Source organism: Streptomyces sp. NBC_00247 (assembly GCF_036188265.1).
Lineage (GTDB): Bacteria > Actinomycetota > Actinomycetes > Streptomycetales > Streptomycetaceae > Streptomyces.
In genome coordinates, this window is sequence record NZ_CP108093.1 from 544195 (window position 1) to 558563 (window position 14369).

General features: G+C 72.6%; 11 protein-coding genes and 1 pseudogene. 10 read left to right on the forward strand and 2 right to left on the reverse strand.

Going from position 1 to position 14369, the window contains the following annotated elements; genetic code table 11:
- Positions 1-24 precede the first annotated feature (24 nt).
- The 3 genes and pseudogenes from OHT52_RS02080 (at position 25) to OHT52_RS02090 (ending at position 3655) form a co-directional block, all read left to right on the forward strand.
- A complete protein-coding gene (locus tag OHT52_RS02080) occupies positions 25-1164 on the forward strand; it encodes an Rv2578c family radical SAM protein (protein WP_328718372.1) in 1140 nt (379 codons plus the stop codon).
- Between the two features lie 248 nt (positions 1165-1412).
- A pseudogene (locus tag OHT52_RS02085) lies at positions 1413-3009 on the forward strand (alpha/beta hydrolase).
- Between the two features lie 55 nt (positions 3010-3064).
- Positions 3065-3655, forward strand: coding sequence for a GNAT family N-acetyltransferase (locus OHT52_RS02090; RefSeq protein WP_328718373.1), 591 nt, complete (start codon positions 3065-3067; stop codon positions 3653-3655).
- On the opposite strand, the gene OHT52_RS02095 is transcribed toward OHT52_RS02090, so the two are convergent.
- On the reverse strand, positions 3633-4283 hold the full coding sequence (locus tag OHT52_RS02095; protein WP_443046456.1) for a HEAT repeat domain-containing protein: 651 nt from the start codon (positions 4281-4283) through the stop codon (positions 3633-3635). The two genes, OHT52_RS02090 and OHT52_RS02095, sit on opposite strands and share 23 nt — an antisense overlap.
- 360 nt (positions 4284-4643) lie before the next feature.
- On the opposite strand from OHT52_RS02095, the gene OHT52_RS02100 reads away from it, so the two are divergent.
- The 3 genes from OHT52_RS02100 to OHT52_RS02110 all read left to right on the forward strand — a co-directional run bounded on the left by OHT52_RS02100 (position 4644) and on the right by OHT52_RS02110 (position 7817).
- On the forward strand, positions 4644-6425 hold the full coding sequence (locus OHT52_RS02100; protein WP_328723582.1) for a 3-hydroxyacyl-CoA dehydrogenase family protein: 1782 nt from the start codon (positions 4644-4646) through the stop codon (positions 6423-6425).
- Positions 6426-6607: 182 nt separating this feature from the next.
- A complete protein-coding gene (locus OHT52_RS02105; RefSeq protein ID WP_328718374.1) occupies positions 6608-6865 on the forward strand; it encodes a hypothetical protein in 258 nt (85 codons plus the stop codon).
- Between the two features lie 127 nt (positions 6866-6992).
- Positions 6993-7817 carry a TetR family transcriptional regulator gene (locus OHT52_RS02110; protein ID WP_328718375.1) on the forward strand — a complete coding sequence of 275 codons (825 nt, stop codon included), beginning with the start codon at positions 6993-6995 and terminating at the stop codon, positions 7815-7817.
- Between the two features lie 28 nt (positions 7818-7845).
- On the opposite strand, the gene OHT52_RS02115 is transcribed toward OHT52_RS02110, so the two are convergent.
- The gene (locus tag OHT52_RS02115; RefSeq protein ID WP_328718376.1) at positions 7846-8649 is read right to left on the reverse strand and encodes a restriction endonuclease; all 804 of its coding nucleotides are present in this window, start codon (positions 8647-8649) and stop codon (positions 7846-7848) included.
- Between the two features lie 160 nt (positions 8650-8809).
- Here OHT52_RS02115 and OHT52_RS02120 point away from each other — a divergent pair, with 160 nt between their 5' ends.
- From OHT52_RS02120 to OHT52_RS02135, 4 genes are all read left to right on the forward strand, one after another.
- Entirely contained in the window at positions 8810-9619 is an 810-nt protein-coding gene (locus tag OHT52_RS02120) for a GNAT family N-acetyltransferase (RefSeq protein WP_328718377.1), read from the forward strand.
- Positions 9620-10010: 391 nt separating this feature from the next.
- Positions 10011-11378, forward strand: a complete 1368-nt coding sequence (gene ccrA / locus OHT52_RS02125; RefSeq protein WP_328718378.1) for a crotonyl-CoA carboxylase/reductase — start codon at positions 10011-10013, stop codon at positions 11376-11378.
- Positions 11379-11387: 9 nt separating this feature from the next.
- On the forward strand, positions 11388-13400 hold the full coding sequence (locus tag OHT52_RS02130) for a protein meaA (RefSeq protein ID WP_328718379.1): 2013 nt from the start codon (positions 11388-11390) through the stop codon (positions 13398-13400).
- Positions 13397-14368: an HpcH/HpaI aldolase/citrate lyase family protein gene (locus OHT52_RS02135; protein ID WP_328718380.1), complete on the forward strand. Its 972-nt coding sequence runs from the start codon at positions 13397-13399 to the stop codon at positions 14366-14368. Before OHT52_RS02130 ends, OHT52_RS02135 begins: the two co-directional genes overlap by 4 nt.
- Position 14369: the final 1 nt, after the last annotated feature.

Below are 14369 nucleotides of genomic sequence, written 5' to 3' on the forward strand. Positions count from 1 at the left end.
AATCGAGCCACCGAGGAGGTGCCGATGCGCTGGGACCACCTGGTCGAGAACCCCGAGAACCCCGAGAACCCCAAGAGACCCGCGACCCCCGAGAACACCGCGACCCCCGAGAGCACCGCCGACGACGGGACCGCCCCGAGCAGCCGCGCCGCCGACGGCGCGCTCTTCGCCGCGGACGCGGTGACCAGGCGTGTCTTCGACACACCTGAGTTCCGCGGCATGACTTTCTACGAGATCCGCGCCCGCTCGCTCGTGAACCGGGTGCCCGGAGCGTCCCGGATGCCGTTCGAATGGACGCTCAACCCGTACAGAGGGTGCGGTCACGCGTGCGTCTACTGCTTCGCGCGCAAGACGCACAGTTATCTGGACCTGGACACCGGGGCCGGTTTCGATTCGCAGATCGTGGTCAAGGTCAACGCGGTGGAGCTGCTCCGGCGTGAACTCGCCTCCCCGCGCTGGCGCGGGGAGCATCTCGCGATGGGCACCAACGTCGACTGCTACCAGCGCGCGGAAGGCCGCTACCGGCTCATGCCGGGGATCATCGGGGCCCTTCGTGACCGCGCGAACCCGTTCTCGATCCTGACCAAGGGCACGCTGATCCTGCGCGATCTGGAGCTGCTCCGGCAGGCCGCCGCGGTGACCGAGGTGTCCGTCTCCGTCTCGGTGGGGTTCACCGACCGCGAGCTGTGGCGCACCGTCGAACCCGGTACCCCCGCCCCCGGACGCCGGCTGGCCGCCGTACGCACCCTGACCGACGCGGGCATCGGGTGCGCGGTCCTGATGGCCCCGGTGATCCCGTTCCTCGGCGACCGCCCGGACCAGCTGCGGGCCACGGTCCGGGCGATCGCGGAAGCCGGGGCCACCTCCGTCACCCCGCTCGTGCTGCATCTGCGGCCGGGCGCCCGCGAGTGGTACATGGCGTGGCTGGGCCGCCACCACCCGCACCTCGTCGCCCGGTACGAGCGGATGTACGCGGGCGGGTCGTACGCCCCGACCTGGTACCAGCGGCGGATCACGCGTCAGGTGCACGAGATCGCCGCCGAGTTCGGCATCGGCCCGTCCGGCCGGGGCGCCGCCCGGCGGATCGGCACGTCCGGCCCGCCGGAGGGCGGTGCGTCCGGTCAGGACAAGGCGCCGGGGCCCACCCAGCTCACCCTTCTCTGAGCCGGGCTCACGGGGCGGCGGCTCCCCCGGGGGCTCCCGCGCACCGGGCGGTTCGACGCCGGTACGACGCCGACCGGCCGCCCGTACGGGTCAACTCCGGCCCGATCGCGTCGGGCCCGGGGTGAACGCGGGGAGCATCCGGCCGAGGCTGCGCCTCCGCAGCCGCGAACCCCAGTGCCGCGACCGGCGATGTCTGCCCCCGACGGGGCGAAGCCTGCCGGGAGCGGCACCGGCCCCCGGGAGCCCGTATGACGAACCGTGCAGGAATCCTGGTCGCCGCGAGTGCGGTGGTCGCCGGTCTGGTGACCGGCGTGCCCGCTCCGGCGACCGCCGACACCGGCGCCGCGCCCGCGCCCCTGAAGTGGACCTCGTGCGCGACGGACGCCCGGCCGACGCTCCAGTGCGCCGCCGTCCGGGCGCCGCTCGACCACGCCCACCCCGACGGCCGCCGGGTCACGCTCGCGCTCACCCGCGTCCCGCACACCGCGAAGACCTTCCAGGGGCCGCTTCTGGTCAACCCCGGCGGCCCCGGTGGCAGCGGACTGAATCTGGCCGGATTCGTGTCCACCGCCCTGCCCGCCGAGGTCGCCGCCCAGTACGACGTGATCGGCTTCGACCCGCCGCGGCGTCGGAAAGAGCACCCCGGAACTCGACTGCGTGCCGGGCTACTTCAACCCGGTGCGCCCCGGTTCGGTGCCCGCCTCCCTCACCGCCGAGCGGGCGCTCCGCGACCGGGCCGCCTCGTTCGCCGAGGCGTGCGGAAGCAAGTACGGCGACCTGCTGCCGTACATGGACACCGTGAGCACGGCCCAGGATCTCGACGTGATCCGCGAAGCCCTCGGCGCCCGGCGGATCAACTACTTCGGCTACTCCTACGGCACCTACCTCGGCGCGGTCTACGCCCAGCTCCACCCGGACCGGGTGCGGCGGTTCGTGCTCGACTCCGTCGTGGAACCCGAGGGCGTCTGGTACGAGGACAACATCGCCCAGGACTACGCGTTCGACGCCCGCCACAAGGCCTTCGCCGCCTGGGTGGCGAAGAACGACGCGACGTACCGCCTCGGTGCGGACCCCGACGCCGTCGAGGCGGCCTGGTACCGGATGCGGGCGGCGGTCGCCGAGAAGCCGGCCGGCGGCAAGGTCGGGCCCGGGGAGCTGGAGGACACCTTCCTGCCCGGTGGCTACTACAACGGCTACTGGCCCCACCTCGCCGAGGCGTTCGCGTCGTACGTGAACGACGCCGACGAGAAGGGGCTCCTCGCCGCGTACGAACGGTTCGGCGAGGCCGGCGACGACAGCAACGGCTACTCCGTCTACACGGCGGTCCAGTGCCGCGACGCCGCCTGGCCCCGGGACTGGACCGCCTGGCGCACCGACGCGCGGGCGGTGGACGCGAAGGCGCCCTTCATCGCCTGGAACAACACCTGGTACAACGCGCCGTGCGCGAGCTGGCCGGTGGAGCCGCTCGGACCGGTCCGGATCGCGAACGAAGCGGTGCCGCCGGTGCTGCTCTTCCAGGCGACCGAGGACGCGGCCACCCCGTACGAGGGCGGGCTGAGCATGCACCGCAAGCTCAAGGGCTCCCGGCTGGTCGTGGAGCAGGGCGGCGGGAACCACGGCATCACCCTGAGCGGCAACACCTGCCTGGACGGCTACCTGTCGGGGTACCTCGCGACCGGCGCGCTGCCGGCCGCGACCGACGGGGAGCACCCGGACGCGGTCTGCGCGGCACGCCCGGACCCGAAGCCGCTGCCCGCCGAGAAGGCGTTGCGCGCCACCGACAGCGGGACCACCTCGGGCAACGGCGGCGGAACCCTGCACGGGCTGCTCGGCTTCCGGGGCTGACCCGCGCGCGGGCCCGGCCGGATCCCCGGGCGGGGCGTACCCCAGGATGGCCGTCATGAAGACACGGCACACCCCGGGCCCGCGCCCGGCGCCCGCCCCGGGCCCGTACCTGCGCGAGATGACCGACGAGGACTGCGAGGCGGTCGCCGCGATACGGGTGGGCGGCTGGCAGTCCGCGTACCGCGGGCTGATGCCGCAGCCGTATCTGGACGCGATGGACCTCGGCAGGGAGACGGAGCTGCGGCGCGAGCGGCTCGCCGCGGGCGGCGCGGTGAACCTGGTGGCGGTGACCGGGCCGCCCGGTCCACCGGCGCCGGAGGTCGTCGGCTGGGCCTGCTACGGCGCCTACCGCAAGGACGACGGGCGCCGGACCGAGGGCGGTGAGCTGTACACGCTTTACGTACGGCCCGACCGCACGGGGGTCGGCACGGGCCGCGCCCTTCTCGACGAGGTCACGGCCCGGGCCGTCGCGGACGGGTTCCCGACGCTGGCGCTCTGGGTGCTGCGGGAGAACGCCGGGGCGCGCCGCTTCTACGAGCGCGCGGGGTTCACCCGGGACGGGGCGGAAGAGGACTTCGAGGCGGGCGGCCTGATGGTCCCCGAGGTCCGCTACGTCCGGTCGCTCACCCCGCGGGCAGCAGGCTGAGGGCCTCGGCCGCGGCGCCGGAGAGCCTGGGGCGGGGCAGCGCCGACTCCAGGACGGACCGGGCCCGGCCGTCGCCGAGCTGCCCGAGACCCTCCACGCACGCCAGCGCCACCCGCCAGTGCGGCTCCTCGGGTGCGAGCAGCCCTTCCAGGGTGGCGATCAGAGCGGGTGCGGACTCCGGGGCGCGCAGCGCGGTCAGCAGGCGCACGGAGTGGAGGGCGTACGCGGAGCGCAGGGGGTTGGTGGCGAGCGCTGCCGCCGCGCGGGGCGTGCGCGGGTCGCGCAGCTCGGCGAGGGCGTGGGCGGCGCAGGCGCAGCGCGCGGGGTCCCGGTGGTTGAGCAGCAGCACGAGAGCCTCGAAGGCCCGGCGGTCCCCGGCGCAGCCGAGCCGGTAGGCGGCGAGTTCCCGGGACCAGAGGGGGCGGCCGGGTGCGACGAGCGCCCGGGCGAGTTCCTCCTGGTCGGTGGTGGAGGCGAGCCGGGCGCACTCCGCCTCCCCCGCCGTGCCGGCCTCGTCCCGCAGCCGGGCCATGAGCGACTCGGCAGGCGATTCCGTAGGCGCATTCGTGGGTGATGCCGTGAGTGGTCCGGGCTCCTCGTCCATGACGCTCAGCGTATCCACGGACACGTTCCGTGCGGAGGGTGCGGACGTTCGCACACACGGCCACGTGTGGTCCAGAGCACAAGGGTTCCGGGCTGGCGCGCTCGTTACCCGCCGGTTAGTCTCATGTGAGCGGGGCACACTCCCCGCAGGCTCCGGTGGCCTGGTGACGCAGCCATCCGGAGTGCATGTCGGTTCGGCGGTCTTCGTGAGCAGCGAAAGCCCCGTGTGACGCGACCCGGGACAGGGTCCGTCCCCCTCGGGCCCGGGACGTGTTTCCCGCGGCCCGGCCCGTACACCTCGACACGCCTTCCGCACGCGCGCGCTCCTTCGCCCCTCGTGCGCGCCGTGCTCCCTCACAGTCGTCACTCACCCTGGAGTCCCGTGATGGACACCCCTTTCTCCACCATCGCCGTCGTCGGTCTCGGCACCATGGGCACCGGCATCGCCGAGGTCCTGGCCCGCGCGGGCCGCGAGGTCATCGGCATCGACACCGACCCGGAGGCGGCCCGTCGGGCGGTCGCCTCGCTGGAGGCCTCCACCGCCCGCGCCGTGCGCCGGGAACGCCTCACCGAGCGGGAACGCGACGACGTCCTCGCCCGTTTCCGTACCTCCTCCGAGCTGTCGGCGGCCGCCGACGCCGAACTCGTCGTCGAGGTGGTGCCGGAGTCGTACGAGATCAAGCAGCAGGTGATCCGGGAGCTGGACGCGGTGGTGGGGCCGGACACGATCCTGGCGACCGGCACCAACGCCCTGTCCGTGACCCGGCTGGCCGCCGAGTCGCTGCGTCCGGAGCGGGTGCTCGGGCTCCACTTCTTCAATCCGGCACCGGCGATGAAGCTCGTGGAGGTGGTCTCCTCGGTGCTGACCGCCCCGCCGGCGGTGGAGGCCGTCACCGCGCTGGCGCGTGAGCTGGGCAAGGAACCGGTCGCGGTCGGGGACCGTCCGGGATTCGTCGCGGACGGCCTTCTCTTCGGCTACCTCAACCAGGCCGCCGCCATGTACGAGGCGAACTACGCCTCCCGCGAGGACATCGACGCCGCGATGAAGCTCGGCTGCGGCCTCCCGATGGGGCCGCTCGCGCTGCTCGACCTGATCGGCATCGACACCGCCCGCACGGTGCTGGAGGCCATGTACGCCGCCTCGCACGACCGGCTGCACGCGCCCGCACCGGTCCTCGGGCAGCTCAGCGCGGCCGGGCTGACCGGCCGCAAGGCGGGCCGGGGCTTCTACTCGTACGCGGCGCCGGGCAGCCAGGACGTGGTCCCGGACACGCTCACTCCGGGCGCGGACGCGGCCGGCGTCCCGGGGCGCACGGTCACCGCGGTCGGGGTGGCGGGCTCGGGCACCATGGCGTCCGGTATCGCGGAGGTCTTCGCGAAAGCCGGGTACGCGGTGGTGCTCGCGGCCCGGACCCAGGAGAAGGCGGACACCGCCAAGGTGCGGATCGCCAACTCCCTGGAGCGCTCCGTGGCCAAGGGGCGGCTGACCGCCGGGGCGCGGGACGAGACGCTGGCCCGGATCACCCCGGCCGGTTCCCTGGACGCGTTCGCCGGGGTCGATCTCGCCGTGGAGGCGGTCGCCGAGGATTTGCTGGTCAAGCAGCAGCTCTTCGCGACGCTGGACAAGGTCTGCAAGCCGGGCGCGGTGCTCGCCACCACCACCTCCTCGCTGCCGGTGGTGTCGGTCGCGCGGGCGACGTCGCGCCCCGAGGACGTGATCGGGATGCACTTCTTCAACCCGGCGCCCGCGATGAAGCTCGTCGAGGTGGTCCGCACGGTGCTGACCGCCGACGACGTGCACGCCACCGTGCGGGAGGTCTGCGCGAAGGTGCGCAAGCACCCGGTGGACTGCGGCGACCGGGCCGGGTTCATCGTGAACGCGCTGCTCTTCCCGTACCTCAACAACGCGATCAAGATGGTCGAGGAGCACTACGCGACGCTGGACGAGATCGACGCCGCGATGAAGCTCGGCGGCGGCTATCCGATGGGCCCGTTCGAGCTGCTGGACGTGGTCGGGCTGGACGTCTCCCTCGCCATCGAGAAGGTGCTGCACCAGGAGTTCCGCGATCCGGGGCTGGCCCCGGCGCCGCTGCTGGAGCACCTGGTCGCGGCCGGATGCCTGGGCCGCAAGACGGGGCGCGGCTTCCGCGAGCACGCCCGGCGCTGAGCCCGGCCCCCCGGTGGCGGTCCGCCCGGTCGCGCGGGCGGACCGCCGTCCGGGAGGCCCGTTGTCGCTCTCCACGGGGCTTGTCCAAACGACGCTTGACCTGGTCGCGGCGACAAGGTTTCTCCTGGGGTCATGAGAATCGGAGAGCTCGCCGCGGCACCGTCGGTGTCCCGACTCGCGCCGTGCGGCACTACCACCGCATCGGCGCCGCCGAGCCGCTCAGGGAACGCGCGCCCGGGAAGGGTCGCGGAGGGCCGGCCGCGGTGGACGGGAACGGCACCGTGGAGCTCACCGAGCCGCTGCGGTACACACGGGTCATGGGCGGGCGGGCCGAGGGCCGCGCCTTCCGCTTCCACGCGGACGACCCGGTGTCCGCGGTCGCGGCGCTGAGGGCGAGCGGCGGCTCCTCCGCCGGCACCGTCGTCGCCCCGGGCCGGTAGCCGGCGGGACAGGGACGGAGGTGGCCGGATGCCGGCCCCTCACGTGTCCGGCCAGTCATGAAGGACCTTGATCCGCAAGACACCACCTCGGGCACACTCCGCGTCACCCATGGAGTACGTTCACACCATGTCCCAGCCCGCCAGGTCACCCCGTGCCAGCGCCGCCTCCGACGCCCCGGAGAGCACGGCAGTCACCCGCGCCGCAGCTCAACGGCTCAAAATGCGCCGCGAGTTGGCCGCTGCCGCCATGGAGCTCTTCGCGACGCAGGGCTATGAGGGCACCACCGTCGACGAGATCGCGGGCGCCGCGGGCGTGGCCCGGCGGACCTTCTTCCGGCACTTCCGGTCGAAGGAGGAGGCGATCTTCCCGGACCACGACGACACCCTGGTGCGTGCGGAGGCGGTGCTGAACGCGGCTCCCTCCCACGAGCACCCGCTCGACACGGTGTGCCGGGGCATCAAGGAGGTCATGAAGATGTACGCGGCCAAGCCCGCAGTCTCCGTGGCCCGCTACAAGCTCACCCGCGAGGTGCCGGCGCTCCGTGAGGCCGAGATCGCCTCGGTGGCCCGCTACGAGCGGCTGTTCACGCGCTACCTGCTGGGCCACTTCGACGAGCGCGACAGCCATGTGGGCAACGACGACCCGCTGCTGGCCGAGGTCGCCGCGTCGGCGGTGGTGACCGCCCACAACCACGTGCTGCGGCGTTGGCTGCGGGCGGACGGCAAGGGGGACGTGGAGGACCAGCTGGACCACGCGTTCGCCATCGTCCGGGAGACCTTCGGCACCGGGATCGGCGCGGGCCGCATCGCCGGCACCGAGCCGGCGAAGTCCGTGGGTACGCCCGCCGCTTCGGTGACGGCGGACGGTGAGGTGCTGGTCGCGGTGGCGCGGACCGACGCCCCGCTCGACGAGGTCATGCGGACGATCCAGCAGGCCCTGAAGGAGCGCTGAACCCGGGCCCCGGGGCGCGGGCCCGGACTCAGGCGGGCTCGGGCAGGCCCGGCCCGGCGACGGTGGCCGGGAGTTCCCACGGCGGCGGCAGCGTGCCCTCGCTCCAGCCCGCCAGCGCCTCCGCGTCGACACAGACGATTCCGCAGGCCGCCGCGTACTCGGCGGCGGGTGTGGTGAACTCCCCCGTGCTCACCACGACCGCCACCTCGGCGCCGTGGACGGCGTAGCAGGTCCCGCCGAACCGCTGGAGATCCTGCGAGCCGACCTTGTTCGCCGGGCCGTACCGCTTGCACTGGACGACGAGGCGCCGGCCGTCCGGGGCGGTGGCGAGCACGTCGGCGCCGAGGTCCCCGGCACCGCCCACCACCTCCGCGTCCCGGCAGCCGTCGCGTCGGCAGAGTTCCGCCACCGCCTCCTCGAAGGCGTACGGATCGAGGGCCGCGAAGTCCACCGGAGCCGGTTCGCACTCCGGTTCGTACCCCGGCTCGTACACGGGCACCGGCTCGTCCTGCCGCACCGTCGCGGCCGCCTCGTCGATCTCCGCCAGCGCGGTGTCCACCAGGTCCTCAGCGGCCTCGGTGACGGCAGCGGCCAGCCGTGCGGCCCGCCTGCGCCGGTGGCGCCGGCGCAGCGGCAGGACCGTACCCGCGCACCCGAGCAGGGCGAGGGCGCCCCAGAGGACGGGATGCCCGCCCACGCCGGCCCAGAGGCTGCGGAAGAGCAGGCCGCCGGCCCAGAGCAGGAGGGCCGCGAGGGCGAATCCCACGGCCGTGCGACGGAGGCTGAAGTCCCTGCGGCGTGTCCGCGTACGTCCGCGTATCCCTGTCGGCATCCCGTTTCCACCCCTCGTCCTGGCCGGGTCCCTGCCCCGCCGGTGTGCCCTGCGAGACACAAGATCATCTGAGGGGGCGTCTGCCCCGGGGACGGGTGATCGACGCGGACCCGGCCGAAATTCGCTGGTCGGGCCTCTTGGGGTGTGGTCGGGTACGCCGATGCGTACCCACGAGGAACTTCTGGCTCTGTTCGACGACGAGATGCGGGAACACGCCTGCCCCGACGGCCCCGGCGTACAGGTGGAGCGGGACGGGCCGGTGGTCCGCCGGAGCGGCGGACCCGACGACTGGAACGGTGTGGCGTGGTCTTCCCCGGCGCTCGACGGGGAGGGCGCCGGGGCGGCCGTGGCGGCGCAGGTCGCGCACTACGAGGCACTCCGCGTGGCACGCGGTGTCACGCACTTCGAGTGGAAGCTGTACAGCCACGACCGCCCCGCCGACCTCGGCGACCGGCTGCGGGCCGCCGGGTTCGTCCCGGAGCCGCCGGAGACGCTGATGGTGGCGGCGGTGGCCGACCTGCCGGCCGACGCCGGGCCGCCCGCCGGGGTCGAGGTGCGCGAGGTGCACGACGAGGCCGGGGTGCGGATGATGGCCGACGCGCACGAGGCGGCGTTCGGCAGGGACGCCTCATGGCTCCGCGACCACCTGCTGGCGCGGCTGGCGGCGGCGGCGCCGGAGGACTTCTTCGGACTGGTGGCGGTGGCGGACGGGCTGCCGGTGAGCTCGGCGCGGATGGAGCTGTACCCGGGCACCTCCTTCGCGGGGCTGTGGGGCGGGGGTACGCACCCGGCGTGGCGGGGGCGCGGAATCTACCGGGCCCTGGTGGCGCACCGGGCACGGACGGCCGCCGCGCGCGGGGTGGAGTACCTCCAGGTCGACGCGTCGGCAGACTCCGCGCCGATCCTGGCGCGGCTGGGCTTCTCGGCGCTCGCGACCACGACGCCGTACGTGTACCGCGTCGCGTCGTAGCCCTTCTCCTGCGGGACAGACCGCGCCAGAACGCCCATGGTGTTGCTCATGCGTGCCCATCGGATGACACTTGAGAGAAATTGTTGGCACTCGGTGCCTTGTCAGCTGTCACGCAGTGCCATACGTTGAAGGTGTCCGGGCGGCCGGCGTACCGGATCTGACGTACGCCGGCTGTCCCCGCGAGCCGACCGTGCCCGCGCGCCCGGACGCCTGCGTCACAGGCACCCTTCCGCTCCACCGAGCACGCCGAGCACCACCCGCCGAACCGACGGCACACCTCCAGACCGCACCGCTCCCTGTCCGCAGGGACCACCGAAGCGTTCCTCACCAGCGTTCCCCTGGCTCTCGGCCCGTTCGAGCAGGGGAGACACCACCCGCCGGAGGCATCACCGTGAAGGAAATCCTGGACGCGATCCAGTCGCAGGAAAGCACCGCAGCCGACTTCGCGGCGCTGCCCCTCCCCGAGTCCTACCGCGCGGTGACCGTGCACAAGGACGAAGCGGGGATGTTCGAGGGGCGCGCCACCCGCGACAAGGACCCGCGCGAATCGCTCCACCTCGACGAGGTCCCGCTGCCCGAACTCGGCCCGGGCGAGGCCTTGGTCGCCGTCATGGCCAGCTCGGTGAACTACAACTCCGTCTGGACCTCGATCTTCGAGCCGGTCTCCACCTTCGGCTTCCTGGAGCGGTACGGCAGGCTCAGCGAGCTGACCAAGCGCCACGACCTGCCCTACCACGTCATCGGCTCCGACCTGGCGGGCGTCGTGCTGCGCACCGGCCCCGGCGTGAACGCCTGGCGCCCGGGCGACGAGGTCGTCGCGCACTGCCTCTCCGTCGAACTGGAGTCGTCCGACGGCCACAACGACACGATGCTCGACCCCGAGCAGCGCATCTGGGGCTTCGAGACCAACTTCGGCGGGCTCGCCGAGATCGCGCTCGTCAAGTCCAACCAGCTGATGCCCAAGCCCGCCCACCTCAGCTGGGAGGAGGCGGCGGCCCCCGGGCTCGTCAACTCGACCGCGTACCGCCAGCTCGTCTCGCGCAACGGCGCGGGCATGAAGCAGGGCGACAACGTCCTGATCTGGGGCGCGAGCGGCGGACTCGGTTCGTACGCCACCCAGTTCGCGCTGGCCGGCGGCGCCAACCCGATCTGCGTGGTCTCCAACGACCAGAAGGCGGACATCTGCCGGCGGATGGGCGCCGAGGCGATCATCGACCGCAGCGCCGAGGGCTACAAGTTCTGGAAGGACGAGAGCCACCAGGACCCCCGCGAGTGGAAGCGGTTCGGCAAGCGCATCCGCGAGCTGACCGGCGGCGAGGACGTCGACATCGTCTTCGAGCACCCCGGCCGCGAGACCTTCGGCGCCTCCGTCTACGTGACGCGCAAGGGCGGCACCATCGTCACCTGCGCCTCCACCTCCGGGTACACCCACGAGTACGACAACCGCTACCTGTGGATGTCGCTCAAGAAGATCGTCGGCTCGCACTTCGCCAACTACCGCGAGGCGTGGGAGGCGAACCGGCTGGTGGCGAAGGGCAAGATCCACCCGACGCTCTCCCGCGTGTACACGCTGGAGGAGACCGGGCAGGCCGCCCACGACGTCCACCGCAACGTCCACCAGGGCAAGGTCGGCGTCCTCGCGCTGGCCCCGCGCGAGGGTCTGGGCGTGCGCGACGAGGAGCTGCGCGCGAAGCACATCGACGCCATCAACCTCTTCCGCGACACCCCCGCCGCCGCCCCTTCCCGCGAGAACGTCTGAGGTCTCCCCATGACCGAGCGTCACAAGGACCGTCCCTGGCTCATGCGGACGTACGCGGGCCATTCGACGGCCGAGGCGTCCAACGAGCTCTACCGGCGCAACCTCGCCAAGGGCCAGACCGGTCTCTCCGTCGCCTTCGACCTGCCCACCCAGACCGGTTACGACCCCGACCACGTCCTCGCCCGCGGCGAGGTCGGGCGGGTCGGCGTGCCGGTCTCCCACCTCGGCGACATGCGCCGCCTGTTCCAGGACATCCCGCTGGAGCAGATGAACACCTCGATGACGATCAACGCCACCGCCATGTGGCTACTGGCGCTCTACCAGGTCGTCGCCGAGGAACAGGGCGCGGACCCCGGCAAGCTCCAGGGCACCACGCAGAACGACATCGTCAAGGAGTACCTCTCGCGCGGGACGCACGTCTTCCCGCCCGGGCCCTCCCTGCGACTGACCACCGACATGATCACGTACACGGTCAACCGCGTCCCCAAGTGGAACCCGATCAACATCTGCAGCTACCACCTCCAGGAGGCGGGAGCCACACCCGTCCAGGAGATCGCGTACGCCATGTCCACGGCCGTCGCCGTACTGGACGCGGTGCGCGACTCCGGGCAGGTGCCCGAGGAGAAGTTCGGCGCGGTGGTGGCCCGCATCTCCTTCTTCGTGAACGCGGGCGTCCGCTTCGTCGAGGAGATGTGCAAGATGCGCGCCTTCGGACGGATCTGGGACCGGATCACCCGCGAGCGGTACGGCATCACCGACCCCAAGCAGCGGCGGTTCCGCTACGGCGTCCAGGTCAACTCCCTCGGCCTCACCGAGGCACAGCCGGAGAACAACGTCCAGCGCATCGTGCTGGAGATGCTCGCCGTCACCCTCTCCAAGGACGCCCGCGCCCGCGCGGTACAACTCCCCGCGTGGAACGAGGCGCTGGGGCTGCCGCGCCCCTGGGACCAGCAGTGGTCGCTCCGCATCCAGCAGGTTCTCGCGCACGAGAGCGACCTGCTGGAGTACGAGGACATCTTCGCCGGCTCGCGCGTGATCGAGGCGAAGGTGGACTCGCTCGTGGAGGAGGCGCTGGAGGAGATGGACCGGATCGAGCAGATGGGCGGCGCGATGGCCGCCGTCGAGTCCGGCTACCTCAAGTCCGAACTGGTCGCCTCGCACGCCGCCCGACGGGCCCGCATCGAGAGCGGCGAGGAGAAGATCATCGGCGTCAACGTCCACGAGACGACCGAGCCCAGCCCGCTCACCGCGGACCTCGACGGCGCCGTCATGACGGTGGACCCGGAGAACGAGGCGCGCGTGGTGGCCGCCCTGCACGCCTGGCGGGACGGCCGTGACGAGGCGCGCGCCACCGAGTCGCTGGCCGCCCTGAAGAAAGCCGCCGCCGGTACGGAGAACCTGATGGCGGCGACCGTCGGGTGCGCCCGCGCCGGGGTGACCACCGGGGAGTGGTCCTGGGCGCTGCGGGACGTGTTCGGCGAGTTCCGGGCGCCGACCGGGGTCTCCTCGGCGCCGGTGGCCGTGACCGCCGAGCCGGGCACCCCGCTGGCCGCGGTCCGCGCGAAGGTGGCCCGTACCGCCGAGGACCTCGGTTGCGGACGGTTGCGGCTGCTGGTCGGCAAGCCGGGTCTCGACGGGCACTCCAACGGCGCCGAGCAGATCGCCGTACGCGCCCGCGACGCCGGGTTCGAGGTGGTCTACCAGGGCATCCGGCTGACGCCCGAACAGATCGTCTCCGCCGCACTGGCCGAGGACGTGCACTGCGTGGGCCTGTCGATCCTCTCAGGATCCCACGCCGAACTCGTCCCCGACGTGCTCCACCGGCTGCGCGGGGCCGGCGCGGACGACGTCCCGGTGATCGCCGGCGGGATCATCCCGCCCGCCGACGCCGCCGCTCTCGTCCGGGCCGGGGTCGCCGCCGTCTTCACGCCGAAGGACTTCGGTATCACGGAGATCATCGGCCGTATCGTCGACGAGATCCGCAAAGCCAACAAGCTCGACCCTCTGGAGGTCCCCGCATGACCACGCCCACGCCCGTGAACCGGCTGCGCCCCCGCCGCTCGTGTCTGGCCGTGCCCGGCTCCAACCCGCGCTTCCTGGAGAAGGCCCAGGGCCTCCCGGCGGACCAGGTCTTCCTCGACCTGGAGGACGCCTGCGCGCCGCTCGCCAAGGAGGGGGCGCGGCACACCATCGTCGACGCGCTCAACAACGGCGACTGGACGGGCAAGACCCGGGTGGTGCGGGTCAACGACTGGACCACGCACTGGACGTACCGGGACGTCATCACGGTCGTCGAGGGCGCCGGGCCGAACCTCGACTGCATCATGCTGCCGAAGGTCCAGGACGCCGAGCAGGTCGTGGCGCTGGACCTGCTGCTCACCCAGATCGAGAAGACGATGGGCTTCGAGGTCGGCCGGATCGGCATCGAGGCGCAGATCGAGAACGCCAAGGGCCTGGTGAACATCGACACCATCGCGGCGGCCTCGCCCCGGCTGGAGACGCTGATCTTCGGACCCGCCGACTTCATGGCGTCCATCAACATGAAGACCCTGGTCGTCGGCCAGCAGCCGCCCGGCTACGGCGCCGACGCGTACCACTACATCCTGATGCGCATCCTGATGGCGGCCCGTACGCACGACCTCCAGGCGATCGACGGGCCGTTCCTGCAGATCCGTGACGTGGACGCCTACCGCGAGGTGGCCGGCCGGGCGGCGGCGCTGGGCTTCGACGGCAAGTGGGTGCTGCACCCGGGCCAGGTCGACGCGGCCAACGAGGTCTTCTCGCCGTCGCAGGAGGACTACGACCACGCCGAGCTGATCCTCGACGCCTACGACTGGTGTACCTCCGAGGAGGGCGGCAAGAAGGGCTCGGCGATGCTCGGCGACGAGATGATCGACGAGGCCAGCCGCAAGATGGCGCTGGTCATCGCGGGCAAGGGACGGGCTGCCGGGATGCGGCGCACCTCGAAGTTCGAAGCGCCGGAGGCCTGAT